Origin of the sequence: Amycolatopsis sp. EV170708-02-1 (genome assembly GCF_022479115.1) — a bacterium.
GTDB lineage: Bacteria > Actinomycetota > Actinomycetes > Mycobacteriales > Pseudonocardiaceae > Amycolatopsis.
The window spans coordinates 6,880,202-6,905,453 of the sequence record NZ_CP092497.1 but is presented as its reverse complement, the minus strand read 5'-3'; the positions used below and the strand labels follow the sequence as shown (position 1 = coordinate 6,905,453).

Here is a 25,252-nt window from a genome sequence, read left to right as displayed (position 1 = left end):
GTTGAAGAAGATTCTTCGCAGGCCCGGCGGAGAGCGTCAATTTTGCGATTTAGTGAAGTAACTCAGGAGGCGTCGGCGAGGTTCGTGAAAAGCGGATCTTCGTACAGGGCGCTCAGCATGACCGCCCCGCCGGCTGTCGCCAGCTCGGTCCCCGGAAAGCTCGACGCCACAACGTTTTTCTTCGCGTCCTGGCAGATCCAGGAGCGCTGCGCGACCTCGTCCCGTATCGTGGAAAGGCAACCTTCGACATCGCGTACACTTTGGTCGAGCACGATCAGGATTTCCGGATTCAGGACGTCGAAGAGCAAGGCGGCGGCCTGTCCGATGATCCGTGCGCGTTCCTGGAAAAGGGCGATGGCGCTTTCATTTCCCGATGCCGCCGAATGGAGCGCGTCGGCGAAAATCGGTTCTTCGATGATGCGTGCTTCGACGGCTTTACGGGCGACCGTGCGTTCGGACACCGTCGCTTCGAGGCAGCCGGAACGCCCGCAACCGCAAGGCTCGTCACTGTCGTCGACCCGCAGATGCGCGACGGCGCCCGCCGCCGACCTCGGTCCATGATGGACGGTGTCGCCGGTGGCGAAGGCGGCGTCGACCACGTTGCCGGTGAACAACTGCACGACACTGCGGCGCGATCTCGGCTGCCCCAGCAGGCGTTCGGCGTGGATGAGCGCCCGTGAATGCCCGTCGACGCGGACGTCGAGACCGGTGACCTCCGTCAGCAGATCGCGCAACGGGACCCCGCGCCAGCCGAGCAACCCGTGCTCCACCACCGTTCCCGAGGCCTCGTCGACCCAACCGCCGGTCGCCACCCCCAGCCCGAGCGGCGTCCGCTCCGGCACGTGCCCGACGAGGAGGTCGTCGAGCAGTTCCGCGATCTGCGCGGCCTGAACGGCGGGTTCGGCGCCGTGATGCGGGGTTTCCAGCTGTGCCAGCACTTTCCCGCGCAGATCCAGCAGCCCGACGGTGAGCTGGTCGGCCGCGACATGCGCTCCGCACACCACGAACCGCTCCGTGTCGAGGTCCACCGGCACGGACGGCCTGCCGACCGCGCCCGCGACCTCGGGCAGCTCGGTGAGGAAGCCGCGGCGCATCAGCTCCGCCACATGTCCCGTGACGGCCGCGGCACTCAGCCCCGTGCGGCGCGCGATGGTGCTGCGCGCTATCGCCCCTTCGTCCAGCACCACGCGGAGCACCGCGCTGGCACTGGCGCTCCGCCTGCCGGTCACGGTGCCGATGTTCGCAAGCGGGTGGCGGCGGGCCCAGGGCTCTCAGTATCCGGGAGCAAGCCGCCGGATGAACCTGGCGCTGTGTTCGCAGCGGTCCTCGTATCCCCGCGCGCGGTAGAAGGCGTGCGCTCCGGTCCGGTGGCGGGAACTGGTGACCTCCATGGTGTCGCAGCCCAGCCGCCGCGCCTCCGCCTCGGCTGCGGCGACCAGCTCGCGTCCGATCCCCGAGCCGCGCCGGGTCTCGTCCACCACCAAGGCGACGATCCGGCCGCCGGAGCCCGGCCGCTCAAGAAGCGGGATCGCTACCACCGCGACGACACCGACCACCGTGCCGTTTTCCTCGGCGACGAACGCGGCACCCTCGGGATGACGGGCCCAGCGTTCGAGCCGGGCGCGCACGCCGGTCTCGTTGTTATCGGGGTAGCCGAGCTCGGCGAGGAGCGCTGTCACGGCGGAGGCGTCGGTGGTGCGGGCGTGGCGGATCTCCATGATCGCCATTAAACCGGCGCGACCGTCCGGTGAACTCGCAGGTCGAAGACCTTGAGTCGGGATGACAGGATTTGAACCTGCGACCCTCCGCTCCCAAAGCGGATGCGCTACCAAGCTGCGCCACATCCCGTGACTCCCCGATCTCCCGGGGGTGTGCGCACAGCCTAGCGGGTCACGCTAAGCTGTTTTCGCACCCGGTACTCCGGGGGCGCGCGGGTGTAGCTCAATGGTAGAGCCCTAGTCTTCCAAACTAGCTACGCGGGTTCGATTCCCGTCACCCGCTCCGCAGCTCCACATCGGAACCCGCAGGCGTCTGGCCTGCGGGTTCTTTTGTTTCGAGGACACCCGGCGGCAGGACCCGCGCAGGCCTCGCGAGCGGCGATCCGGCGTGACCGGAGGGACGACACACGTGATCAGACGAACGACACGCGTGATCAGACGGACGACACGCGTGTCCAGGCGGACGCCGCGTGGCGGACCCGGCTGCGGGCGCGTGCCGTCCGGCCGGTCACGCGTGTCGTCCCTCTGATCACACGTGCGGTCCGGCCGGTCACGCGAGAGCGCCACTCACGAGGAGCCGAAGGCTCACTCCGCGCCGGCCTCCGAGTCGTCACCGGTGCCCGCCACGGCCTGCGAGAGCCCGCTGGAGGCGGCATCCGCCTCCAGGTGGGCGGCGATCAGGTCCAGCAGCTTGTCGGTGTCGACGGGCTTGGTGACGTAGTCGTCGGCCCCCGAAGCGAGCGTCCGCGCCTTGTCCTCCGCGGTCGCCTTCGCGGTGACGGCGATCACGGGCAGGTCTTCGTGCGCGGCCTCGGCGCGGATCGCGGTGATCGTGGCGTTGCCGTCCAGTTCGGGCATCATCACGTCCATCAGGACGAGCGCGGTGTCCTCGTGCCGTTCCAGCGCCCGGATGCCCGCGACGCCGGTCTCGGCGTAGATGACCTCCAGGCCGTTGCGTTCCAGCACGGCGGCCAGCGCGAACACGTTGCGCAGGTCGTCGTCGACGATCAGGATCTTCTCGCCGTGGAACCGCTGCGACGGCGTCACGGGGATCACCTGCGGCACGGCCATGATCAGCGGGACACCGCTCGCCTTGGTGGCCGGGACCACCAGGTTCGCCGCGCTCACCGGCAGGTACAGCGTGAACGTGCTGCCCTTGCCGGGTTCGCTGCGGACGCGGAGTTCGCCGCCGAGCAGTTCCGTCAGCTGCTGGCTGATCGACAGGCCAAGCCCGGTGCCGCCGTATTTGCGGCTGGTGGTGCCGTCCGCCTGGCGGAACGCGTCGAAGATGATCGCGAGCTTGTCCGGCGCGATGCCGATCCCGGTGTCCTCGACGGCGAACGCGAGGACGCCGGGGGCGTTGCGGAGCGAGTCGGCTTCGACCTCGCCCGGGTCGGCCATCCGGATGTGCAGGCGCACGCCGCCCTCGTCGGTGAACTTCGCCGCGTTGGACAGCAGGTTGCGCAGCACCTGCTGCACGCGGTGTTCGTCGGTGTGGATCGACGACGGCACCGGCGGGTCGATGAGGACGGCGAACTCGAGGCCCTTGTCCGAAGTGAGCGGACGGCAGATCGATTCGACGTACTCGACCAGTTCGGGCAGCGTGACGTCGGACATCTGCAGATCCAGGTGCCCGGCCTCGACCTTGGCCATGTCGAGGATGTCGTTGATCAGCTGCTGCAGGTCGCTGCCCGCCGAGTAGATCGTCCGCGCGAACTGGATCTGCTTCTCCGACAGGTTCCCGTCCGGGTTCTCCGAGAGCAGTTTCGCGAGGATCAGCGCGCTGTTGAGCGGAGTCCGCAGCTCGTGCGACATGTTCGCCATGAACTCCGACTTGTACTGCGACGCCATGGTCAGCTGCCCGGCACGCTCTTCGAGCTCCTGCCGCGCTTGCTCGATCTCGCTGTTCTTGACCTCGATGTCGCGGTTCTGCTGTGCCAGCAGCGCCGCCTTCTCCGCGAGATCCGTGTTGGACCGGCGCAGTTCCCGTTGCTGTGCCTGCAACTGCTCCGACCGGGCGCGCAGTTCCTGTGCCAGGCGCTGGGATTCGGTCAGCAGGGCCTCGGTGCGCGAGTTCGACTGGATGGTGCTGACGTTGACCGCGATGGTCTCCTTCAGCTGTTCCAGCAGGTCGATGTGGACGGTGCTGAAGGCGTTGATGGTCGCCAGTTCCAGCACACCGAGCACCTCGCCCTGGAACAGCACCGGCAGCACGATCACGTTGACCGGGGCGGCCGAACCCAGTCCCGAGGAGATGAGCGCGTACTCCGGCGGCGCTTCGTGGACCAGTATCGTGCGCCGGTCGACGGCGGCCTGCCCGATGAGCGATTCGCCGGGGGAGAACCGCAGCCCGGTCTGGGATTTCGCCAGCCCGTAGGTGGCGATGCTCTCCAGGACCACCTCTTCCTGCTCGTCCTCACGGGCGAGGAAGAACGCGCCCTGCTGCGCGGACACCAGCGGCGTCAGCTCGGAGAGGATCAGCGACGCCACGGACGCGAGGTCGCGGTGACCCTGCATGAGCGCGGACAGCCGCGCGAGGTTGGTCTTGAGCCAGTCCTGCTCGCGGTTCGCCCGGGTGGTCTCCTTCAGGTTCGCGATCATCTGGTTGATGTTGTCCTTGAGCTCGGCCACCTCCCCGGACGCGTCGACGGTGATGTGCCGGGTCAGATCGCCGGCGGTCACCGCGGTGGCCACCTGCGCGATCGCGCGCACCTGGGTGGTCAGGTTCCCGGCCAGCTGGTTCACGCTTTCGGTCAGCCGCGACCACGTGCCCGCGACGCCGGGCACCTCCGCCTGGCCGCCGAGCGTGCCGTCCGTGCCGACCTCGCGGGCGACACGGGTGACTTCGGAGGCGAAGGCCGAGAGCTGGTCGACCATCGTGTTGATGGTCGTCTTGAGTTCGAGGATCTCGCCGCGCGCGTCGATGTCGATCTTCTTCGACAGATCGCCCTGCGCCACCGCGGTGGTCACCGTCGCGATACTGCGGACCTGGCCGGTCAGGTTGTCGGCCATGACGTTCACGTTGTCCGTCAACGCCTTCCACGTGCCCGCCACGTTCGGCACGCGGGCCTGGCCGCCGAGGATGCCCTCGGTGCCGACCTCGCGCGCCACGCGGGTGACCTCGTCGGCGAACGCGCGCAGCGTCTCGACCATGCTGTTGATCGTCTCGGCGAGGACGGCGACCTCGCCTTGGGCGTCGATAGAGATCTTCTTCGACAGGTCGCCGTTCGCCACCGCGGTGGTCACCGTCGCGATGCTCCGCACCTGGTCGGTGAGGTTGGTGGCCATGACGTTGACGTTGTCGGTGAGGTCCTTCCAGGTCCCGGCCACGCCGCGCACCTGTGCCTGGCCGCCGAGCTTGCCTTCGGTACCGACCTCGCGCGACACCCGGGTGACTTCGTCGGCGAATGCCGACAGCTGGTCGACCATGATGTTGACGGTGTTCTTGAGCTCCAGGATCTCGCCGCGCGCGTCGACGATGATCTTCTGCGTCAGGTCGCCCTTCGCCACGGCGGTGGTGACCTGGGCGATGTTCCGGACCTGGTCGGTCAGGTTGTTCGCCATGAAGTTGACGTTGTCGGTGAGGTCCTTCCACGTCCCGGCCACGCCGGGCACCTGCGCCTGGCCGCCGAGCCGTCCGTCGCTGCCGACCTCGCGGGCGACCCGGGTGACCTCGTCCGCGAACGCCGAAAGCTGATCCACCATCGTGTTCAGCGTGTTCTTCAGTTCGAGGATCTCGCCCTTGGCGTCGACGGCGATCTTCTGCGACAGGTCGCCCTTCGCCACCGCGGTCGCCACCTGGGCGATGTTGCGGACCTGCGCGGTGAGGTTGTTCGCCATGAAGTTGACCGAACCGGTGAGGTCGCGCCAGGTCCCGGCCACGCCGGGCACCTGCGCCTGGCCGCCCAGCTGACCTTCCGTGCCGACCTCGCGCGCGACTCGCGTGACCTCGTCGGCGAACGACGAGAGCTGGTCGACCATCGTGTTGACGGTCGTCTTGAGTTCGAGGATCTCGCCGCGCGCGTCGACCGTGATCTTCTGCGTCAGGTCGCCCTTCGCGACCGCCGTGGTGACCTGGGCGATGTTGCGGACCTGGTCGGTCAGGTTGTCGGCCATCTGGTTCACCGAATCGGTGAGCCCGCGCCACGTTCCCGCCACACCCGGCACGGTCGCCTGACCACCGAGGCGGCCTTCGCTGCCGACCTCGCGCGCGACTCGCGTGACCTCGTCGGCGAACGACGAGAGCTGGTCGACCATCGTGTTTAGGGTGTTCTTGAGTTCGAGGATCTCGCCCTTGGCGTCGACGTTGATCTTCTGCGAGAGGTCGCCCTTCGCCACCGCCGTCGCGACCTGGGCGATGTTGCGGACCTGGTCGGTCAGGTTGTCGGCCATCAGGTTCACCGAGTCGGTGAGGTCGCGCCACGTGCCCGCCGCGCCGGGGACCTGCGCCTGACCGCCGAGGCGGCCTTCGCTGCCGACCTCGCGCGACACCCGGGTGACTTCGTCGGCGAACGACGAGAGCTGGTCGACCATGATGTTGACGGTGTTCTTGAGCTCCAGGATCTCGCCGCGCGCGTCGACGTTGATCTTCTGGGTCAGATCGCCCCGTGCCACCGCGGTGGTGACCTGGGCGATGTTGCGGACCTGGTCGGTCAGGTTGCTGGCCATCACGTTGACGTTGTCGGTGAGATCACGCCACGTGCCCGCCACGCCCGGGACCTCGGCCTGGCCGCCGAGCCGTCCCTCGGTGGCGATCTCGCGGGCCACTCTGGTGACCTCGGTCGCGAACCGTGAAAGCTGCTTGATCAGGCCGTTGACCGTCTTCGCGACCTCGGCGAACTGACCCTGCAGCGGCCGTCCGCCGACCTCCAGGGGCATCGGCTCGGACAGATCGCCCTCGGCGACCGCCCCGAGGACGCGGTTGAGCTCGGCCGTGGGCCTGCTCACGTCCTCGATCAGCCCGTTGACGACGTCGACCGCGGTGGCCCAGCCGCCGGGGCCGATCTCGGCCGCGACGCGCTCGGTCAGCCTGCCTTCCTTGCCGACCGCCTCGCGGACGCGCAGGAGTTCGGTCACCAGTCGCTGGTTCCGTTCGGCGATGTCGTTGAAGGCGCCCGCGAGCTGGGCCGCGAGCCCGTCACCGTGCGCCACGAGCCGCCGCCGGAAGTTGCCGTCCCCGAGGTCACGAGCCGCCGCGAGCAGGCGTTCCAGGGTCGCTTCGTCCACCTGGCCGCCACCACCTTCCACGGGGATCCGGTCCCTTTGGGAGTGCTGTGTCATCTGTGTCGACCCTCTCCACCACGCATGCCAAGCCATGGTCGTCGCATCAGCGTGCCATGATTCGACCTACACTTCGAGCCAGTCCGCCCGCTCACACTGCGCTACCCGCAAGGCAGGAGGAGGTCCGGGAATGGTGTCACGGCCGGCCCCGGCCTCGACGTCGCTCCCCTCGGAGTCGTCGACGGCGACCAGCGAGGGCGCGCTGCCCGAATCCGGGCGGTTCTGGCGTGAGCTGCTGGAAGACGTCCGTGACGCGGTGCTCGTGCAGGACGTCGGCGGCGCGCTGCGCTGGTCGAATCCCGCCGCCCGGGAGCTGTTCGGCGGCGGCCGCCCGATACTGACCGCCGAAGGCCCGGACGTCGGGCATGTCGAGCACACCGGCCGCCGGTTCCCGGCCCGGATCCGGACCCTGCCCGGCGGCTGGCACGCGTGGACGGTGACCTCCGCGGTCGCGGCCGACGGCCCGCGCGTGGACGGCTTCCTCGCCGCTTCGGCGCCCCGGCTGGCCTCCGCGCGGGGACGGCACGGGACGGCGAAGGTGATCGCCGAGGTCGCCGCCGCCGAACTCGCCGACTGCGTGTTCGTGCTGCTGCCGACCACCCGCGGCCGGTGGGAATGGTGGAGCTGCGATCACCGCACCAACCACGGGCACGGCCGGATCCGCCGGGTCCCGGCCCAGCTCGCGCCGGTGCTCGCCGGCACCTTCGCCTCCACCGAGGAACCCGAGGCCAAGGCCGTCCCGGAGGAAGAGGTCGCGACGCTGCCCGCGATCGTCGCGGAACGGCTCGCCGTCCATCCGTCCGTGACGGTGGTCTCACTGGGGTTCGACGGCGGCGCCGGGGTGACCGGGGCGGTGGTGCTCGGCAGGCGCGGCGCGCCCGCGTTCGGCGAGGACCACCCGCGCGCGGTGACCGAGTTCGCCCGCGCGGCCGGGACGGCGCTGGCGAACGCGCATCGCTACGCCCGCCAGGAAGAGGCCACCCGCGGTCTGGAGACCACGCTGCGCCCGACACCGCCGCCGGACGTCCACGGCGTCAAATTCGACGTCTGGTACGAGCCGTCGGGCGGCCTGCTCGACGTCGGCGGCGACTTCTACGACGTCCTGCCGCGCGAAGGCGGCGGCGCGATGTTCGTCCTCGGCGACGTCTGCGGGAAGGGCGCCGAGGCGGCCGCGCTCACCGGCCGGGTCCGGCAGACCCTCGCCGCGCTCGACCTCGTCGAGCACGACAACACCACGTTGCTGAGCCTGCTCAACTCGCTGCTCATCACCGGCGGCAGCGGCCGGTTCGCCACCCTGGTGCTCGGTTCGGTGCTGGCGGGTGAAGACGGTCTCGGTGTCACGCTGGCCTCGGGCGGGCATCCCGCGCCGCTGGTGGTGCGCCGCCGGGGCGGGGTCGACGAGATCACCCTGCCCGGCACGCTGGTCGGGATCTCCCCGCAGGCCCGGTTCGCCGAGACGGCCATCCGGCTGGCCGAGGGCGACGTCTGCCTGCTCTACACCGACGGCATCACCGAAGCGCGCCACCACGAGCGGCCGTCGGACCTGTTCGGCGACGAACGGCTGCGTGAACTGCTGGCCGGCTGCCAGGGGATGTCCGGCCGCCAGGTGGTCGCCCGGATCCGCACCGCGGTGCGGGAATGGCTCGGCAACGGGACGCACGACGACATCGCCGTCCTCGCCATCGAGGCCTCACGACCCGTTCAGTAGCCGCACCACCGCCCGCTCCACGATGTCGCGGGCCTCGTCGGGATCCGAGACCTTGTCCGCCCGTCGCGTCGCGCGCGCGATCGTCCGATCCCGGCGGTAGGCGGTGATCACCCGAGGGTCCACATAGGACCGTCGAGCCACCGCGGGCGTGTTGCCGAGACCTTCGGCGACTTCGGCCATCACGGCCTTCTCCGCCCGCTTCAATCCTCTTTCGCTGGAAGGCTTTTCGGTCTCCGCGAAAGCGGAAGCGGCCAGGACCGTGGCGTTCCAGGTGCGCAGGTCCTTGGCCGTGAAATCGTCGCCCGCGAGTTCCTTGAACCGCTCGTTGAGGTCTTCGGCCCGGATCTCCTGCCATTCGCGACCGTTCCGGTAGGCGAGCAGGCGTACCTCTTCGCCGCGGGCACGCCGGAGCGAGCGGATCAGCCGGACGAGGCCGTCGTCACGGAGCCGGACCTTCCGCCGGATCCCGCCCTTCGCCGGATAGTCGCAGAGCAGGCAGCCCGCCCGGATCGAAACGTGTTCGCACAGCAGCGTCGCCACCCCGTGCGTGCCGTTCTCGTCGGCGTAGTTTTCGCCGCCGGTCCTGAACACCCCGAGGTCGAGCATGCGGAGCGCGCCGGCGAGCACCCGTTCGCGGGTGAGACCGCGGGAAGCGAGATCCTCCTGGATGGCCCGGCGGAGCGCGGGGAGCCGCCGCGCCAGCGCGAGGACCCGCTCGTGCTTCTCCTCGTCACGGGCCCGCCGCCAATCCGCGTGGTAGAGGTACTGCTTCCGCCCGGCGTCGTCGACCCCGACGGCCTGGATGTGGGCGTTCTCGTGCGGGGAGATCCACACGCGCCGCCACGCGGGCGGGATCGCGAGCGCCTCGATCCGCTCGATCGTCTCCTCGTCCTTCAGCGGTTCGCCGTCGGGAGTCAGGTATCCGAAACCCCGGCCTCTTCGGCGTCTCCTGATGCCGGGGGACCCCAGATCCGCTCGCCGCAATCGCATGCGCGGCGAATACCCCCGGTGATCGCGGTTCATACCCATGGTTCGGCGAGGCCGGTCCGGGGTAGCCGGGGGCGAACACGACTTCAGGAGGGAACCGATGGCGACATCGCTGAACGGACGCCGCGTGGCCATCCTCGCCGCGGACGGCGTGGAACAGGTCGAACTGGTCGAACCGCGCAAAGCGGTCACGGACGCGGGGGCGACGGCCGAGGTCGTCTCGCTGGAACCCGGCGAGATCCAGGCCATGAACGGCGACATCGACAAGGCGGACAGGTTCACCGTCGACCGCGTCGTCAAGGACGTCACGGTCGACGACTTCGACGCGCTCGTGCTGCCGGGCGGCACGATGAATCCGGACAATCTGCGCGCGGACGAGAACGCGGTCCGTTTCGTGCGCGACTTCGTGAACAGCGGGAAGCCGGTCGGGGTGATCTGTCACGGGCCGTGGACGCTGGTCGAGGCCGACGTGGTCCGCGGCCGCACGCTCACGGCGTACCCGAGCGTGCGCACCGACATCCGCAACGCCGGCGGCACCGTCGTCGACCAGGAGGTGGTCGACGACGACGGCCTGATCTCCAGCCGGAACCCCGGCGACCTCCCCGCGTTCTGCGCCGCGATCGTCGCCCGATTCGCCGGATAAACGAGTGGCGCGCGTCACAATGATGAGGGATCGTGGTGGCAGAGGAGGAGGTGCCGCGATGACCGTGCATGCCAGACGCTACGGCCGTTGGTGCCGTGAGCACTTCGAGACGGAACACGAGCCGGAGCAGCCCTCGGAGACCGAGGCCGCGCCGGAGGTCACCGACGCCCAGGCCGAGCAGGCCCAGGCCGGTGACGCCCCGGAAGCGAGACCGGGTTCGCTCAACTGAGCGGTCGCCGGTACCAGACCCGCTTCGGGCCGGGCAGGCCGATCCGCGAGACCAGATCGGTCACCACTCCGCCGATGATCAGCCACAGCAACGCGGCGAGACCGTCGTTGAACAGCGTCCGGGGTTTGATCCCTTCCGGGGTGAACAGGTTCCGCAGGCCGAGCGAGACGGCTCGCGACCATTGGTCGATCAGCTGCGCGAACCCGTTCCCCGGATTGGCTTCGCCGAACACCAGCAGGATGTGCACGATCAGCACCAGCGCGAAGATCCAGCAGACCGCGTGGACGAGGGCGTTGACGATCCGCACGACGCGGATCCTGGCGGGCGTCTGTTCGACGATCTCTTCCGGTGGCTCACGCGGGTCGTTGATGTAGGTCATCACCGTCTCCCATCATCGTCCACTGTGGACACCCGGCCGGGCGGTCGCTCAGCCGGGAGGGCCTGGCCTGCTCTTCGTCGGGGGGCTGGGTTTGGTCTTGCTCGGCTTGCCCGAGGTGCTCTGCCGGTCGCTGGCGGCGGTCGTGTCCCTCGGTGTCGAGGTGGCGTCGACGCTTTCGGTGGCGCCGGACGGATCCGCGGAGGTGGGCACGGCTTCGGTCACCACGACGGTGCCGTTGCTCGCCTTCGGGTCGCGGGTGGCCACCTCGACCGCTTCCGAGGACTGCGGCCCCTGGCCGCGCATCGGAGCGGAGGAGCCGGTCGCCGCCGGGGGCAACGGGCCGCCCGGACCGCCCGGCTGGCCGGCCGGGGTCTGGTTCACCGCGAGCAGTACCCCGACGGTGATCGCGGCGGCGGGCGCGCTGATGGCGGCCACCACGGCCGCCCGTTTGCGGGTGGCGGGCGCGAGGTGGGCGACCTTCGTGCCGGTGGAATCCTCCAGCAGGATCCGCGAGATCGCCGCGGCCGTCGGGCGCTGCGACGGTTTCCGCGCCGTCATCCCGCGCAACAGCGTCGTCATGGTCGCCGACAGCCCGGCGGGGATCCGCGGCGGCCGGTGCAGCCGTCCGACCGCGGCCTCGACCGGCGTCCCGGTGTACTCCCGTTCCCCGGACAGGCATTCGAGCAGGACCAGGCCGAGCGAATAGACATCGGCGGGCGGGCCGACGTTCTCGCCGCGGACCTGTTCGGGCGCCATGTACGCCGCCGTGCCGACGACACCGCCGGTCTCGGTCACCCTGGTCGCGTCGAAGGCGTGCGCCACCCCGAAGTCGCCGATCAGCGGACCGTCGCCGTCGAGCAGGATGTTCGCCGGTTTCAGGTCACGGTGGGTGATGCCGTGCGCGTGGACGTGCGCGAGCGCGTCGGCCAGCCTGGCGGTCAGCTCGACGACCTCGTCCTGGGGGAGCGGGCCGGAACGCAGCCGCTGGGCGAGGTTCGGCCCGTCGACCAGGCGCATCGTGAGGTAGGTGTAGCCGTCGTCGGAGCCCGCGTCGTACAGCGGGACGAGCCCGGGGTGACGGACCGCGCTGAGGGTCTGGATCTCCTGCTGACGGCGGCGCTCGTCCCGGATCATCGTGTCGGCGTGGAACAGTTTCAGCGCCACTTCGCGCTGTTCGAGCAGGTCACGGGCGCGGAAGACGCGTGCGGTCGCGCCGCGGCCGAGCAGTTCCCCGACCTCGTACCGGCCGGCGAGGCGGCGCGGGAGATGGTCCGGGTCGTGGACGTTCAGGCTGAACCGGCGTTGGGTGGTCCCGGCATCGGGTTCTTCCTCTTCGTCACCGCCAGCACGCGAACCCGCGTCGTCCATCGGTGTTACCTCCGTCTCACCGGCCGAACGCCGTATACCCGGTCCGGCCCCGGGCGAAACAAGGTTGGGGAGCCTACCGGAGACGGTCGGCGGGTTCACCCCGAACGGCGGGCAACCCCGGCGCGGACGGGACGTCTCGTGGTCATGAAGCCGAACCGGTGGGCCGCGCTCGCCGCCGCCGCACTGACCGCCCTGGCCGTCTTCACCACACCTGCCGCCGCTGACCCGCTGGTGCCCAAGGGTTTCGCTCCCGCGTCGACGAGCTGGACCGGGCCGCTGCGGGGATTCGTCCTCGGCTTCTCGCCGTGCGGGAAACCGGGATGGTGCGCGTCCCTGCTGTCGACGGCCGATGGCGGGAAGCGGTGGCGGCGCGCGGGCGAACCGCCGATCTCGTTGCCGGACAACCACAATCAGGTCAAGCTCACGGTGATCGACGAGCGCGACGTCTTCCTCTCCGACGGCACACGGCTGCTCGCCAGCCGCGACGGCGGCGGCAGCTGGTCCGAGGTCAGGCTCGCCGGTGTCCGGGAACCCTTCTACATTTCGAAGATCACCGAAGCAGGCCCTCGGGTGTTCGCGATGGTCACCGGTTTCGGCAGCCCGTCGACGACGACGCTGTACGCCGGGATCGCCGGCACACGGCTTCTCCTGCCGGTCCCGGGATTCACCGTCACCGGATCCACGACCTACGGCGACATCGCCACGAGCGGCGGGGTCCAGGTGTCCATGGGCGCGGACTACCGCGTCCAGAAGTACTGGACGTCCACGGACGGCCTGACCTTCGCGACCGCGCCGCCGCCCTGCCCGGCGGACAGTTCGGCTTCGCTGAGCGGAGTCCGGCGGGGACAGGTGCTGGCGCTGTGCAGCGGGGGACCGGGGACACCGCAGCCGGGGGCGACCGTCCGGCGGCTGTGGCGGGCGCCGAAGCTCGGCGGGCACTTCACCGGGACGGCGCAGGCGCCGACCCTTGGGATCGACCAGAGCTTCAGCGCGGCTTCGCCCGCGGCGGCGACCGTCGCGGCGGAAGGCGGCGGCACCGGATTCCTGCACAGCACCGCCGACGGCGGGACGACCTGGACGACGACGGTGCTCAGCGGCCGCGGGGTCTGCCTCAACGATCTGGACTTCCCGGACGAACGGGTCGGCGTGGTCGTGGACGGCCTGCCCGACGCCGAGGGCGGGTCCGCCGTGTATCGCACCACCGACGGCGGACGCACCTGGCGTGAACTCGGCTTCGGGTGATCGTCGCAGGTAGCCAAGGCCCTTGGGGAGGTTCACGAGGGTGCACGCCATGTCGTAATCTGTGTACGGTCCGTCGATGTCGAGGGAGCCGTGGGCACGTTCGCGTGGCCTGTGCGCGGCTGAAGGGTGGAACGTGTCCATGACTTCGGACGAGGTCCGGTCTGTGCCGAGGCGCCCGCTCCCCCTCGACTACAGCAAGCCCAACCTCGCCCGGATGAAGGACGTCCTTCTCGGCGGGCACGACCACTACGAGGTCGACAGGCGGGCCGTCGAAGACCTGCTCGCCCTCGCCCCCGACGCCGCCGCGATGGCCAAGGAGTTCCGCGCCTGGGCGAACCGGGTGGTCCGGTTCCTCGCCGGTGCCCGCGGTATCGACCAGTTCCTCGACCTGGGCTCCGGGCTGCCCACCTCGGAGAACACCCACCAGGCGGCGCAGCGGTACAACCCGGACGCGCTGGTCGTCTACGTCGACCACGACCCGGTGGTCCAGGCGCACGGCCTGGCGCTCCTGGAGGACCACCTCGTCCACGTGAGCGGCGCGGATCTGACCGATCCCGGGCAGACCCTCGCCGATCCGGTGGTCGCCGAGCACATCGAACTCGACCGCCCGGTCGCGGTGATCCTGAACTCGGTGCTGCACCACATCGATGACCTCGGCAAGGCGCGGGCCGTCGTGCGCGCCTACGTCGACGCGATCGCGCCGGGGTCCTACGTGCTGATCACACACGACTTCACCCCCGGCGAAGGCGCACGCGGCGCGCTCGCCCGGAAGCTCGACGATCTGATGGCAGGCACCGGGCACCGCACGGTGCACCGCGGCCGCGACGAGATCGAGTCGCTGTTCGACGGGCTGGACATCCTGGAGCCCGGCGTGGTCCACCTGCACGAATGGTGGCCGGAGGGCCCGCGTCTCGCGCCGCTGACGGAGCTGAACCACCTGAGCCTCGGCGGCGTGGGGCTCAAGCCTTGAGGACTCAGGCCTTCAGCGAGTCGAAGAACGCCGTCAGTTCGTCGTGAGCGGTGCCGAAATCCTCGGTGTTGCCGGTGATCGCCAGTTCCAGCGTCTCGCCGTCGGACAGTTCCAGCGTCAGGTACGTGGTGAGTTTCCGGCGCGGGAAACCGCCCGCGACGATGTCCGAGAACGGGATCCGCCGGGCGCCGGGTTCGGCACGCAGATCGTCGAGGCCGCGTTCACGCAGCTTCCGGATCCGCTTGCGGTCCGACACGCCGCGTCCCCCGATCAGACCGGCGAGGCCGCGGCGGATCAGCACCGAACGCGCCATCGGCAGCAGCACCACCTCGGTGTCGCAGACGATCAGGTCGTAGAGCTTCCGGTTGGCCTTGAGCGCGGTGAACAGCCCGAGCATGCGGGCTTCGGCGGGATCCGGCTCCGGCTGGGGTTCCTGCTTGCAGAAGTACGCGGCGGGCACGCTCAGCAGTTGCAGGTTGTGGACCAGCTCGTCCACCGCGCGCGGGCTGCGCACCGCCGCGCCGACCAGCTCGGTGACGTCGAACGGTTCGCCGTCACCAAGGCACAGTTCCCAGCCGCCGCCCCAGTTCAGGCGGTGCGCGGCGACGCCGTTGTCGATCATCGCGGCGGTGACGGTGTCGGCGAACAACTCGGTCAGCAGTTCCAGGCCCTCTTCGCGGGACGGGGCCCGCAGGGGTTTCGCGAGCGCGTCGGCGTCGCCGTCACGCAGGACCCGCACGACCTCGCCGATCGTGCCGCGCGGCGCCAGCCTGCTCTCGATCCCGGCCGCGGTCAGCAGCCTCGCGCCTTCCGCCACCGACGCGCGGCCCGCGCGTTTGACGACCTCGTCCCAGTCCGCGCGCGGCCCGACGTCGCGGATCAGCACGTCCAGCTCCGCCTCCGGCACGTCGATCTTCGGCGCGCCCAGCAGCGACCAGCCCGGTCGCGCGTCCGGTTTCACCGGGTTGTCCGGGACTCCGGCCAGCGCGGCGATCCGTCGCTTCGTGGGCGGGTGGCTGTCGTACTTCGACAGCTCTTCGCCGTCGATGATGTCTTCGGCGTACTCGGCCACCCAGTCCCGCTGGACGGGGTGATTGAGGTACGAGCGGAACCCCAGCAGAACCGGGGGAGTGCGCCGCGCCGCCGCGCCGAGCGAGAGGTAGCGCTCGGCGTAGTCCTTCCACAGCGGGCTCAGCGTCGCGGCCTTCCGCAGGGCCGCGGCCGCCGTGCGGCTGCCCGCGGCCAGCACGGACGCCTCGTCGGCCTGGAGCTCCTGCCGCCGGTTCGCCGACCGCGCGACGAGCAGGTACAGCTTCGAGTAGGCGGAGAGCAAGGCCCTGGCGGGGCCGCCGTCCAGCCTGTCGACCGTGAAGGCGAGCGTCTGGGTGCCGCGGTAGGTCAGCGCGAGCAGGCGCGTGTGGCCACCGCTGTAGTGGCCCAGTTCGTGCGCGAGGACCGACCGCAGCTCACTCACGCTCATCGCCGCCAGCAACGGCAGCCCGATCAGCATCGTGCGGCGGCCCGGCCGCAGCCCGAGGAACCGGGCGTCCTCGCTGACCGCGGCGTTGATCTCGCCGATCAGCACGATCTCGTCCGGCGGCCGCGTCTTCACCTGGGCGGCCAGGTCGTCGATCATCTCCCACAACGCGGGATGCGCTTCGCGGTCGAGCCGCGGACCCTCGATCGGGGGACGCCGCGCCCGCAACGCGCTCATCAGCCCGAAGGCGAGCGCGACCATGATCGCGAGCCCGCCGAGCATGACGTAGGTGCCGATCTTGCCCTGGATCCGCAGGCCCGCCAGCACACTGGCGACACCCACCGCGACGACCACCACTGGGAACGCCACGAGCAGAAGTGTCGCGAGGACGGCGCGTCCTCGGGCCTGCATCGTCCGGTTACCTCTTTTCGCACAAGTGCCTGCTGTGCGGCCGAATAGTAACCGGCTACGCAGCGGGCTCGGGCGAAAACAAAGCGCTACGCCCGCTACCTGGGAAAGCCCAGAGCCTCGTGAGTGGCAAGGACGGTTCTAACCGTCCTTGCCACTCACGAGGCTTAGTGGTCAGGCGACGTTGAAGGTGTCGGGATCCGGCCCGGTCCGCTCGCCCCGGTCCAGCACGGACAGCGAGGCGATGTCCTCCTCCGACAGCGTGAACCCGAAGACGTCCAGGTTCTCCTTGATCCGCGACGGGGTCACGGACTTCGGGATCACGACGTTGCCCAGTTGCAGATGCCACCGCAGCACGATCTGCGCCGGCGTGCGGCCGTGCTTCGAAGCCAGCGCCTTGACCGCGTCCTCGTCCAGCAGGTCGCCGCCCTTGGCCAGCGGGCTCCAGGCCTCGGTCGCGATGCCGTGCTTCGCGTCGTATTCGCGCACCTCGGCCTGCTGCAGGTACGGGTGCACCTCCACCTGGTTGACCGCCGGGGTCACGGAACCGGCGTCGGCCAGCCGGTCGAGATGCGCCGGCTGGAAGTTGGAGACGCCGATCGCGCGCACCCGGCCGTCGGCGTAGAGCTTCTCGAAGGCCTTCCACGTGTCGCGGTAGAGATCGCGTTCAGGCGTCGGCCAGTGGATGAGATACAGGTCGAGCCGCTCCAGGCCCAGCTTGGCCAGGCTCGCGTCGAACGCCTTCAGGGTGGCGTCGTAGCCCTGTTCGGCGTTCCACAGCTTGGTGGTGATGAACAGCTCGTCGCGGGCGATCCCGGACTCGGCGAGCGCCTTGCCGACGCCCGCCTCGTTGCCGTAGATGGCGGCGGTGTCGATGCTGCGGTAGCCCGCGTCCAGCGCGGCCTTGACCGCGGCGGTGGTCTCCTCGTCCGGCACCTGGAAGACGCCGAACCCGAGCTGCGGCATCTCCACCCCGTTGTTGAGCTTGACGGTGGGAATGTCGGTCACTTGCGTTCCTTTCATGGGTGTTTCCGGTTCAGGCGGCGGGGGCCAGTTCGGCGCGACGAGCCTTTCGCCGCCCGTGGTCGAGCATGCCCGAGACGACCGCGACCAGCAGTCCGGCGAGCGCGAGCGCGGCGCCGATCCAGTTGGGCGCGGTGTAGCCGAGACCCGCGTCGATGGCCTTGCCGCCGAGCCACGCGCCCCCGGCGTTGCCGAGGTTGAACGCGGCGATGTTGGCCGCCGAAGCCAGCGCGGGCGCGCCTTCGGCCTTGTTCATGACGCGGGCCTGCAGCGGCGCGACGGTCGCGAAACCGGCCGCGCCGAAGACCGCGATGGTGATCGCGGCGGGGAGCTGGGCGTGCGCGGTGAAGACGAACACGACCAGTACGGCCGCGAGCACGGCGAGGATGACGTACAGGCTGGGCATCAGCGACCGGTCGGCCGCCTTGCCGCCGAGCAGGTTGCCGACGAACAGGCCGCCGCCGAACAGCACCAGCAGCCAGGTCACCGCGCCGGGGGAGAAACCGGCGACCTCGGTCATCATCGGGGCGATGTAGGTGAAGGACGCGAACACCCCGGCGAAGCCGAGCGCGGTCATCGCCAGCGCGAGCCACACCTGCGGACGCCGGAACACGGCCAGTTCGCTGCGCAGCCCGGCGCTGTTCGTCGTCGCCTGCACGGGGACCAGCGCGAGGATCCCGATCAGGCCGATCACGCCGAGCGCGCTGACCGCCCAGAACGTCGATCGCCAGCCCAGCGCCTGGCCGAGCGCGGTCCCGGCGGGCACACCGAGGACGTTGGCGACGGTCAGGCCGGTGAACATCATCGCGATGGCGCCCGCCTGCTTGGTCGGCGCGACCAGCGAGGCGGCGACGACCGCGCCGACGCCGAAGAACGCGCCGTGGGACAGCGCGGCGACCACGCGTCCGGTCATCAGCAGGCCGTAGGTCGGGGCCAGCGCGGACACGACGTTGCCGGCGATGAACAGGACCATCAGGCCGACCAGGACCGTCTTGCGCGGCACCCGCGACGCGAGCGCGGTCAGCAGCGGGGCGCCGACCACGACGCCGAGCGCGTATCCGGAGATCAGCAGCCCGGCGGAGGGGATCGAGACGCCGAAGTCGCCCGCGACCTCGGGCAGCAGGCCCATGATCACGAACTCGGTGGTGCCGATACCGAAGGCACTGATCGCCAGTGCGAGCAGAGCGGCAGGCATTGGAGGCTCACTTCTTCCCGTAGAGTGGTGTTGGCTGGCGTTGGCAACTACGGGCGTCCGAAATAGTTGCACGCGCCGTATATTGCACACGCTTGATGATGCATGACGCAACGAAGCTCGGGCAACCGGGGAAGAGGTGAACCGTGTCACTGGCCGACGACGCCGTGGAGGCACGCGCGCAGGGCTGGCGGACCCTCGCCGCGCTGCACGCGCGGATCGAGGACGCGCTCGAGCGCGCGCTGGCGCAGAAGCACTCGTTGTCCGTGAGCGAGTACACCGTGCTGGACGTGCTCGCCCGTCAGGACGGTTTCCACCTGCGGATGAACCAGCTGTCGAACGCCGTCGTGCTCAGCCAGTCGGCGACCACGCGGCTGGTGTCACGGCTGGAGGACCGGGGGCTGCTGCAGCGGTACCTGTGCCCGGACGACCGGCGGGGGATCTACACGGAGGTCACGCCGTCGGGGCAGGAGCTGCTCGCGGCCGCACGGCCGACGCACGACACCGTCCTCACCGAGGCCCTCGCCGCCGCCGAGGAGCTCCCCGAACTCGCGCCTTTGGTGGCCGCGCTGGGAAAGCTCACCTTCGCCGGCAATTAGAGGACTAAACGTGGGCGGGCTGGCAAGGTGAGGGCGTGGACGATCTTCTGTTGCGCCGGGTCCGGATCGGGCTGGCGGGTTCCCTGTCGGACGTGCGGATCGAGGACGGCCGGATCGCGGCCATCGCGGGCCCGGGGCAGGCGGGTGAGGCGTCGGAGATCCTGGACGGGCACGGCGGCACCCTGTTGCCCGGACTGGTCGACGCGCATGTGCACACCGCGCAGTGGTCGGCCGCGCGCCGCCGGATCCCGCTGGGGGAGGCGACCTCCGCCGCCCACACGGTCGAGCTCGTGCTCGCCCACCTGCTGGCGCATCCCGCGCCGCCCGGCGAACTCGTCCTCGGTGCCGGGTTCCGCGACGGCCTCTGGCCCGACGCCCCGCACAAGGATCTGCTGCAGAAGGCGCTGCCCGGGCATCCGGTCGCGCTGTTCAGCGCCGACCTCCACACGCTGTGGCTCAGCCCCGCCGCGCTGAAACTCCTCGGCCGCGAGCACCCCACCGGGGTGTTGCTGGAGAACGACTGCATGAGCGCGACGGCCGAACTCCCGGTCGCCCCCGACGACGTCATCGACGGCTGGGTCGCCGACGCCCTCGACGCGGCGGCCGCCCGCGGTGTCACCAAGATCGTCGACTACGAATACGCCGACACCGTCACCGACTGGCGGCGACGGCTGGCGCGGAAACCCCTGCCGGTCCGGGTTTCCTGCGTGATCGCGAAGTACCTGCTCGACACGGCCATCGAACGCGGCCACCGCTCCGGCGACGTGCTGGAGGGCAGCGGCGGCCTGCTCACGGTGGGCCCGTTCAAGCTGTTCGTCGACGGTTCGCTGAACACGCGCACCGCGTACTGCGTGGGCCACTACGCCGGAACCGACTCCCACGGGCTGCTCGAACTGCCGCCCGACGAGCTGGAACCGTTGATGCGCAAGGCTTCCGGACACGGTCTTTCGCCCGCGGTGCACGCGATCGGCGATCACGCCAACAAGATCGCGCTCGACGCCTTCGCGAACGTCGGCTGCGCGGGGCGCATCGAGCACGCGCAACTGCTGCGTGCCGAGGACGTCACCCGCTTCGCCGAACTGGGTGTCGTGGCGAGCGTGCAGCCCGCCCATCAGCCGGACGACCGCGACGTCGCAGACCGGCACTGGCACGGCTGGACCGACCGGGCGTTCCCGTACGGCGCTCTGCACCGCTCCGGGGTACGCCTGGAGTTCGGCTCGGACGCGCCGGTCGCGCCGCTGGACCCGTGGGACGCGATCGCGTCGGCGGTCAGCCGCACCGACGACGACCGCCCGGCGTGGCACCCCGAGCAGGCCATGCCGCTGGAGGCCGCGCTCGCGGCTTCGTCCGGCGGCCGGACCGGAGTGGCCGTGGGCGACGTCGCGGATCTCGTCGTCACCGCGGTGGATCCGGCCCGGCTGTCCCCGGCCGGGCTGCGCGACATCCCCGTCACCGCCACCGTCATGAACGGCCGGGTCACCTACGCGTCGTGAGCCTTTCCTTGCCGGGGCGCAACGCCTTAATGGAAGGGCATGGATCACCGCCTTCTCGATCGGCTCCGGGACCTCCACGGCTCCCTGGGCACCGACATCACCGTCGTCACCCGGATGGTCGAAGACGACGCGCCGCGCGCCGACGTCCTCCGTGATCTCGGCGAACGGCTGACCGACCTCGGCACGGCGCTGCTCGCCCGTTCGGACGACGTCGACGCGGGCGTGCTCGCGAAGCTGCCGGACGACGGCTGGCTGCCGGAAGCGGGCGAGCACCACCGGGCGCTGGTCGTCGCCCACAACGTCGGTGAGCGGCCGCTGCGGTGCGGACGGATCTACCTCGCCGTGTGCGGGGCGCCGTGCTTTCCGTTCTATGGCAGGGACCCCTCCGGCCGGACCGCGCGGCACGGACGGTGCCGGACCTGCCGGGACCGCCTGTTCCGGTGACGGCGGCTGCGCACGGCGGCCCGGTGCGGCAGGGTGAGGTGACATGAGCACCGAGAAGCTGTTCCGGATCGCCATCACCCTGAAGGGGCTCGACGGCGCTTTGCAGCTGGTGGGCGGCCTCGTCCTGATGATCGTCCCGGCGACGGTCATCTCCGGATTCGCGCACGCCGTGGTCACCCGTGACCTGCTCGGCGACCCCGAGGGGACGCTGGCCCGGCACCTCGAACTCGCCGCCGGCCACTTCGCCGAGGGCCGGACGTTCGCCGTCGTGTACCTCGTCGCGCACGGCCTCATCAAGCTCGGCCTGGTCTGGGCGCTCGCGAAGAAGGTGATGCGGGCCTACCCCGTCGCCGCCGTGGTGCTCTCGGCGTTCGTGGTCTACGAGGTCTTCCGCGCGATCCACACGCATTCGCTCGCGCTGCCGTTCTTCGCCGCCCTCGACGTCGTGATCGTCGTGCTGGTGCTGCGTGAATACCGTCAGCTGAAGAGGGATCGCGTCGCGGCCTGACCGCCCGGTTCAGGCCGCGACGCGAAACTTTTCCGTGGTGACCTCCGCGCCGGGCGGATCCACCACGATCGCGGTGGCGTTGTCGGTGCCACCGAGCGAGATCGCCGTCCGCACCAGCTCCGTGGCCGCCCCGTCCGGCATCCCGAGGATGTCGAGCATGGCCGGACCGCCGAGCGTCTTGTGCACACCGTCGCTGGTGAGCAGAAGCCCGCCGGTCGTGACGGTGGCGGTGCCGATCTCGTGCGCACCGGCCGTACGGACGCTGGTGGTGACGACGTGTTCCATCCGCGGTGTCACGGGTTGGTCGTGGTCGCGGAAGTACTGCGCGAGCGTATGGTCCTTCGTCACCTGCCGCACGGTGTAACCGTCCCAAGCGTACGCCCGCGCGTCCCCGACCCACGCGATGCCATACCCCTCGCCGGTCTGGACGGCCACGACGAGGACACAGTCACCGGCTCCGCCGAGGCCGAGCACGGCCCGCTGAGCAGCGAGAACGGCTCCGACGGCCCCCTGCTCGACCGGTGTCCGCGCCGCCGCCGAGGCCGCCGTCCGCGCCGCTTGTGCGGCGTTCGGGTGATCTCCGACTCCATCGGCCAGGGCGAACACGATCCCGCGGCCGCCCGCCGCCGCGTACGCCGCGACGGCGTCCGCGTTGTGTTCGCGAGGCCCCTGCGCGCTCGCCGTGTGCCAGTGCGGAAGCTCCCTCATCGTCTACTCCTCACCCCTGGGTGATGCCTGTTTCCAGAGTGCGCCGTGAACCTGTGGAGCGGCTGAGGGGTAGGTGAAAGGCGGCTGTCGGTCCCGTCTCGTGAGTGGCAAGGACGGTTCTAACCGTCCTTGCCACTCACGAGGCCGGTGAGCAGGGTGGTCAGCGCAGTCGGGTGATCAGCGTCCGCAGCCAGCTCTCCGCCATCGCCGGTTCCTTCCGCAGATGCCGCACGAGCAGGTCCCGCCCCGCCTTCGAGCGCCCCGCCTCGACGATCGCGACCGCCTCGGCGAGCCCTCGCAGCCGCTTGTCCGAATGCTCCGGCGCGCGGCCGTTCTCGTCCGACCAGCGTGGCCGCGGGAACGACGCCGTCAGCTTGGGCTGGGTGTTCCCGAAGTAGAGCCACACCGGCTCGTCGAGCGAGATGTTCCGGACACCGTTCGCGGGCAGCTCGGCGGGCCACGCGAACTCCTGCTGCCAGCGGAACGCCGACGGGGACGTGTCCTCGCGGATGGTGATCCCGAGGAACCGAAGCCGTCCGCGGATGATGCTCCAGGCCTCGCGTTCGTCCTCGATCCAGCGCCGCAGGAATCCGTAGAGTTCGGTGAACGTCTGTCCTGTGTAGACGAGGTCGACGAACACCTTCGGCCGTCCGCGCGCCAGATCGTGCGGGCTCAGCCCCGCCGCGGCGAGATAGCCGCGAAGAGTGTCCACATCGGACTCGGCAAGCCCGGCGTATGCCCCAGCGAACGACAGCGGTAACTGGTGGATCCGTTCCCGCCAAGGGGTTCCGCTCAGCAGGTCGTGCACGCTGTCCGCGGAGCGGCCGACGAAGTAGAGGTCCGCGTCCCCCGCCCGCGCGATCACCTTCGCGGCGCATTCGATCAGTTCGTCCAGAAACCACAACGACGGTTCTTCGGCGCGCTCCAGTAGCGTCCCGAGCTGGTCGGGGCGCACGAGATCCCAGCGGTACGGCCGATTCACGCCGTCCAGGATTCCCGCGCGCCCCGACGTTTGTCGAAGGATTTACGAGAGCAGGTTGTACACCGTCTGCTCGCCGACGGTGGTGGCGCTGAAATTCTCGGCAACCCATTCGGAGATCTCGTTCGAACCGCCACCCGGCCCGCCGCCGCGGCCGCCTTCGACGTAGTAGGTGATGTCGCCGTTCGCGACGTACTGCTGGAATTCCGCCAGCGTCGGAGCGGGATCCCTGCCGCTCCAGCCTCCGATGCCGATCACCGACTTCCCGCTCGCCAGTTCCAGGTTCGCCGCCGACTGTGAACTCGACGTCGCGGCCGCCCATTTCGTCGTGGTCGCCGCGAGCGCGGCCCCGATCTCCGCCGAGGACCCCTCTTCCATGCCCATGCCCATTCCGCGCTCGGCACCGGTGGACGGGCCGGAGATCGGGATCGAGCCGGAGTGCGCCTGCGAAGCGGTCTCGATGCCGTACGCGGTGGTCCCGAGGCCGATCGTCAGCACGGAGACCGTCGCGACGACGGCGACGAGCCTGCGCATCGGCGGGACACCCACCAGCACGACGGTGGCGGTCACCAGGCCGAGGCCGACGATGATCCAGCGCACCGCGGGCAGCCAGTCCGCGTTCCGGTCGAGGAGGATGTACGCCCAGACGGCGCTGGCCGCGATCATCAGCGACAGGAACACCCGAGGCGCGAGATGCGCCCGGCCGCGCCACAGCGAGGTCCCGGAGATCGCCACCACCGCGGCGATCGACGGCGCCAGCGCGACGGCGTAGTACGGGTGCACGATCCCGCTCATGAAGCTGAACACCAGCGAGGTGACGAGCATCCAGCCGCCCCACACGATCAGCGCGGCCCTCGTCCGGTCGGTCCCGGCCGCCCGCCGGGTGAACCACAGCCCCGCGACCAGCCCGATCAGCGCGGCGGGCAGCAGCCATGACACTTCGCCGCCGAAGCTGGCGCCGAACATCCGGGTCAGGCCGCTCTCGCCGCCGAAGCCGACGTTCCCGCCGCCGGAGCTGACTGTGCCGCCTGGGCCGCCGACCACCATGCCGCCGCCCATGCCGAAGATCCGGCCGAGACCGTTGTAGCCCAAGGCCAGTTCGAGCAGGCTGTCGCCGTCCGAGCCGCCGATGTACGGCCGCGAATCGGTCGGCCACAGATCGACCAGCGCGATGAACCAGCCCGCCGACACGACCACCGCGGCCACCGCGCCGAGCAAGTGCAGCAGACGTTTGCCCAGCGAGGCCGGAGCCGCGATCAAGTAGGCGAGCCCGAACGCGGGCAGCACCAGGAACGCCTGCATCATCTTGGTGAGGAAGCCAAACCCGATGGCGACCCCGGCCAGCGCAAGCCAGCGCGGGCTCGCGTTTTCGATCGCGCGGATCGTGCAGTAGCCGCCCGCGATCAGCAGCAGTGTCAGCAGCGCGTCCGGATTGTTGAACTTGAACATGAGCGCGGCGACCGGGGTGACGGCGAGCGCCGCCCCGGCGAAGAGGCCGGCGACCGGTCCGGAGGTCCGTTTCACCGTCAGATACAGCAAACCGACCGAAGCCACCCCCATCAGCGCCTGTGGGGCCAGCACGGTGAAGCTGGAGAAGCCGAAGAGCCGGGCGAACGCCGTCGTGACCCAGAGCGCGGCCGGGGGTTTGTCGACGGTCAGCACGTTTCCGGCGTCGAGGGAGCCGAACAGCCACGCCTTCCAGTCCTGGGTGCCCGACTGCACGGCCGCCGCGTAGAACGAGTTGCCGTACCCGGAGGCGGTCAGGTTCCAGAAGTACAGCAGCGCGGTGGCGGCGAGCAGCCCGAGAACGGCGGGCCGGACCCACCGTTCTGGTGGTTTCGTGGCATTTTCCTTGCTGTGGCCGGGTTCCACCCGGGAAGCGAGTGCGGTGGTCATG

21 protein-coding genes and 2 tRNA genes are annotated in these 25,252 nt (G+C 70.2%); 10 read left to right on the top strand and 13 right to left on the bottom strand.

Annotated elements, in window-relative coordinates:
• Positions 1 to 62 precede the first annotated feature (62 nt).
• The 3 genes from MJQ72_RS31370 to MJQ72_RS31360 form a co-directional block, all read right to left on the bottom strand.
• Positions 63 to 1,229 carry an ROK family transcriptional regulator gene (locus MJQ72_RS31370; RefSeq protein ID WP_240594627.1) on the bottom strand — a complete coding sequence of 389 codons (1,167 nt, stop codon included), beginning with the start codon at positions 1,227 to 1,229 and terminating at the stop codon, positions 63 to 65.
• A 42-nt stretch (positions 1,230 to 1,271) separates the two neighbouring features.
• Positions 1,272 to 1,718 (bottom strand): GNAT family N-acetyltransferase, encoded by a 447-nt coding sequence (locus tag MJQ72_RS31365; protein WP_240594626.1) that lies wholly within the window; start codon positions 1,716 to 1,718, stop codon positions 1,272 to 1,274.
• A 56-nt stretch (positions 1,719 to 1,774) separates the two neighbouring features.
• A tRNA-Pro gene (locus MJQ72_RS31360) sits at positions 1,775 to 1,848 on the bottom strand.
• A gap of 82 nt (positions 1,849 to 1,930) precedes the next feature.
• Here MJQ72_RS31360 and MJQ72_RS31355 point away from each other — a divergent pair.
• Positions 1,931 to 2,001, top strand: a tRNA-Gly gene (locus MJQ72_RS31355).
• Positions 2,002 to 2,303: 302 nt separating this feature from the next.
• Here the strand turns inward: MJQ72_RS31355 and MJQ72_RS31350 are convergent.
• Positions 2,304 to 6,998: a HAMP domain-containing protein gene (locus tag MJQ72_RS31350; RefSeq protein WP_396426887.1), complete on the bottom strand. Its 4,695-nt coding sequence runs from the start codon at positions 6,996 to 6,998 to the stop codon at positions 2,304 to 2,306.
• A gap of 130 nt (positions 6,999 to 7,128) precedes the next feature.
• Here MJQ72_RS31350 and MJQ72_RS31345 point away from each other — a divergent pair, with 130 nt between their 5' ends.
• The gene (locus MJQ72_RS31345; protein ID WP_240594624.1) at positions 7,129 to 8,706 is read left to right on the top strand and encodes a SpoIIE family protein phosphatase; all 1,578 of its coding nucleotides are present in this window, start codon (positions 7,129 to 7,131) and stop codon (positions 8,704 to 8,706) included.
• On the opposite strand, the gene MJQ72_RS31340 is transcribed toward MJQ72_RS31345, so the two are convergent.
• Complete coding sequence (locus MJQ72_RS31340; protein WP_240594623.1) at positions 8,689 to 9,696, bottom strand: DNA topoisomerase IB; 1,008 nt, start codon at positions 9,694 to 9,696, stop codon at positions 8,689 to 8,691. The genes MJQ72_RS31345 and MJQ72_RS31340 overlap by 18 nt on opposite strands.
• Positions 9,697 to 9,793: 97 nt before the next feature.
• Here MJQ72_RS31340 and MJQ72_RS31335 point away from each other — a divergent pair, with 97 nt between their 5' ends.
• Both MJQ72_RS31335 and MJQ72_RS31330 read left to right on the top strand, forming a co-directional pair.
• On the top strand, positions 9,794 to 10,336 hold the full coding sequence (locus MJQ72_RS31335) for a type 1 glutamine amidotransferase domain-containing protein (RefSeq protein ID WP_240594622.1): 543 nt from the start codon (positions 9,794 to 9,796) through the stop codon (positions 10,334 to 10,336).
• A gap of 58 nt (positions 10,337 to 10,394) precedes the next feature.
• A complete protein-coding gene (locus MJQ72_RS31330; RefSeq protein WP_240594621.1) occupies positions 10,395 to 10,565 on the top strand; it encodes a hypothetical protein in 171 nt (56 codons plus the stop codon).
• On the opposite strand, the gene MJQ72_RS31325 is transcribed toward MJQ72_RS31330, so the two are convergent.
• Positions 10,558 to 10,944 carry a hypothetical protein gene (locus MJQ72_RS31325; RefSeq protein WP_240594620.1) on the bottom strand — a complete coding sequence of 129 codons (387 nt, stop codon included), beginning with the start codon at positions 10,942 to 10,944 and terminating at the stop codon, positions 10,558 to 10,560. The two genes, MJQ72_RS31330 and MJQ72_RS31325, sit on opposite strands and share 8 nt — an antisense overlap.
• 48 nt (positions 10,945 to 10,992) lie before the next feature.
• A complete protein-coding gene (locus tag MJQ72_RS31320) occupies positions 10,993 to 12,312 on the bottom strand; it encodes a serine/threonine-protein kinase (RefSeq protein ID WP_240594619.1) in 1,320 nt (439 codons plus the stop codon).
• 144 nt (positions 12,313 to 12,456) lie between these two features.
• Between MJQ72_RS31320 and MJQ72_RS31315 the strand changes: the two genes are divergently transcribed.
• Complete coding sequence (locus tag MJQ72_RS31315; protein ID WP_240594618.1) at positions 12,457 to 13,554, top strand: hypothetical protein; 1,098 nt, start codon at positions 12,457 to 12,459, stop codon at positions 13,552 to 13,554.
• A gap of 139 nt (positions 13,555 to 13,693) precedes the next feature.
• Entirely contained in the window at positions 13,694 to 14,524 is an 831-nt protein-coding gene (locus MJQ72_RS31310; RefSeq protein WP_240594617.1) for an SAM-dependent methyltransferase, read from the top strand.
• A 4-nt stretch (positions 14,525 to 14,528) separates the two neighbouring features.
• Here the strand turns inward: MJQ72_RS31310 and MJQ72_RS31305 are convergent, their stop codons facing one another.
• The 3 genes from MJQ72_RS31305 to MJQ72_RS31295 form a co-directional block, all read right to left on the bottom strand.
• Positions 14,529 to 16,370, bottom strand: coding sequence for a M48 family metallopeptidase (locus MJQ72_RS31305; RefSeq protein WP_240594616.1), 1,842 nt, complete (start codon positions 16,368 to 16,370; stop codon positions 14,529 to 14,531).
• Positions 16,371 to 16,583: 213 nt separating this feature from the next.
• Positions 16,584 to 17,417: an aldo/keto reductase gene (locus tag MJQ72_RS31300; protein WP_315860770.1), complete on the bottom strand. Its 834-nt coding sequence runs from the start codon at positions 17,415 to 17,417 to the stop codon at positions 16,584 to 16,586.
• 28 nt (positions 17,418 to 17,445) lie between these two features.
• Positions 17,446 to 18,627, bottom strand: a complete 1,182-nt coding sequence (locus MJQ72_RS31295) for an MFS transporter (protein WP_240594614.1) — start codon at positions 18,625 to 18,627, stop codon at positions 17,446 to 17,448.
• A gap of 143 nt (positions 18,628 to 18,770) precedes the next feature.
• Here MJQ72_RS31295 and MJQ72_RS31290 point away from each other — a divergent pair, with 143 nt between their 5' ends.
• Genes MJQ72_RS31290 through MJQ72_RS31275 form a run of 4 tightly spaced genes read left to right on the top strand, consistent with a single transcriptional unit; the run spans position 18,771 to position 21,668 of the window.
• On the top strand, positions 18,771 to 19,223 hold the full coding sequence (locus MJQ72_RS31290) for a MarR family winged helix-turn-helix transcriptional regulator (RefSeq protein ID WP_240594613.1): 453 nt from the start codon (positions 18,771 to 18,773) through the stop codon (positions 19,221 to 19,223).
• Positions 19,224 to 19,258: 35 nt separating this feature from the next.
• Complete coding sequence (locus tag MJQ72_RS31285; protein WP_240594612.1) at positions 19,259 to 20,716, top strand: amidohydrolase; 1,458 nt, start codon at positions 19,259 to 19,261, stop codon at positions 20,714 to 20,716.
• A gap of 39 nt (positions 20,717 to 20,755) precedes the next feature.
• Entirely contained in the window at positions 20,756 to 21,160 is a 405-nt protein-coding gene (locus tag MJQ72_RS31280) for a hypothetical protein (protein WP_240594611.1), read from the top strand.
• A 43-nt stretch (positions 21,161 to 21,203) separates the two neighbouring features.
• The gene (locus tag MJQ72_RS31275; RefSeq protein ID WP_240594610.1) at positions 21,204 to 21,668 is read left to right on the top strand and encodes a DUF2127 domain-containing protein; all 465 of its coding nucleotides are present in this window, start codon (positions 21,204 to 21,206) and stop codon (positions 21,666 to 21,668) included.
• Positions 21,669 to 21,677: 9 nt separating this feature from the next.
• On the opposite strand, the gene MJQ72_RS31270 is transcribed toward MJQ72_RS31275, so the two are convergent.
• The 3 genes from MJQ72_RS31270 to MJQ72_RS31260 all read right to left on the bottom strand — a co-directional run bounded on the left by MJQ72_RS31270 (position 21,678) and on the right by MJQ72_RS31260 (position 25,251).
• Positions 21,678 to 22,376 carry a PP2C family serine/threonine-protein phosphatase gene (locus MJQ72_RS31270; protein ID WP_240594609.1) on the bottom strand — a complete coding sequence of 233 codons (699 nt, stop codon included), beginning with the start codon at positions 22,374 to 22,376 and terminating at the stop codon, positions 21,678 to 21,680.
• 160 nt (positions 22,377 to 22,536) lie between these two features.
• Entirely contained in the window at positions 22,537 to 23,358 is an 822-nt protein-coding gene (locus MJQ72_RS31265) for a hypothetical protein (RefSeq protein WP_240594608.1), read from the bottom strand.
• A gap of 42 nt (positions 23,359 to 23,400) precedes the next feature.
• Entirely contained in the window at positions 23,401 to 25,251 is a 1,851-nt protein-coding gene (locus MJQ72_RS31260; RefSeq protein ID WP_240594607.1) for a glycosyltransferase family 39 protein, read from the bottom strand.
• Between the last annotated feature and the right edge of the window lies 1 nt (position 25,252).

Coding starts and splice junctions, on each gene's coding strand:
- MJQ72_RS31365 (WP_240594626.1), bottom strand. CDS start 1,718: ATGGAGATCCGCCACGCCCGCACCACCGACGCCTCCGCCGTGACAGCG.
- MJQ72_RS31350 (WP_396426887.1), bottom strand. CDS start 6,998: ATGACACAGCACTCCCAAAGGGACCGGATCCCCGTGGAAGGTGGTGGC.
- MJQ72_RS31345 (WP_240594624.1), top strand. CDS start 7,129: ATGGTGTCACGGCCGGCCCCGGCCTCGACGTCGCTCCCCTCGGAGTCG.
- MJQ72_RS31340 (WP_240594623.1), bottom strand. CDS start 9,696: ATGCGATTGCGGCGAGCGGATCTGGGGTCCCCCGGCATCAGGAGACGC.
- MJQ72_RS31335 (WP_240594622.1), top strand. CDS start 9,794: ATGGCGACATCGCTGAACGGACGCCGCGTGGCCATCCTCGCCGCGGAC.
- MJQ72_RS31330 (WP_240594621.1), top strand. CDS start 10,395: ATGACCGTGCATGCCAGACGCTACGGCCGTTGGTGCCGTGAGCACTTC.
- MJQ72_RS31325 (WP_240594620.1), bottom strand. CDS start 10,944: ATGACCTACATCAACGACCCGCGTGAGCCACCGGAAGAGATCGTCGAA.
- MJQ72_RS31320 (WP_240594619.1), bottom strand. CDS start 12,312: ATGGACGACGCGGGTTCGCGTGCTGGCGGTGACGAAGAGGAAGAACCC.
- MJQ72_RS31315 (WP_240594618.1), top strand. CDS start 12,457: ATGAAGCCGAACCGGTGGGCCGCGCTCGCCGCCGCCGCACTGACCGCC.
- MJQ72_RS31310 (WP_240594617.1), top strand. CDS start 13,694: ATGACTTCGGACGAGGTCCGGTCTGTGCCGAGGCGCCCGCTCCCCCTC.
- MJQ72_RS31295 (WP_240594614.1), bottom strand. CDS start 18,627: ATGCCTGCCGCTCTGCTCGCACTGGCGATCAGTGCCTTCGGTATCGGC.
- MJQ72_RS31280 (WP_240594611.1), top strand. CDS start 20,756: ATGGATCACCGCCTTCTCGATCGGCTCCGGGACCTCCACGGCTCCCTG.
- MJQ72_RS31275 (WP_240594610.1), top strand. CDS start 21,204: ATGAGCACCGAGAAGCTGTTCCGGATCGCCATCACCCTGAAGGGGCTC.
- MJQ72_RS31270 (WP_240594609.1), bottom strand. CDS start 22,376: ATGAGGGAGCTTCCGCACTGGCACACGGCGAGCGCGCAGGGGCCTCGC.
- MJQ72_RS31260 (WP_240594607.1), bottom strand. CDS start 25,251: ATGACCACCGCACTCGCTTCCCGGGTGGAACCCGGCCACAGCAAGGAA.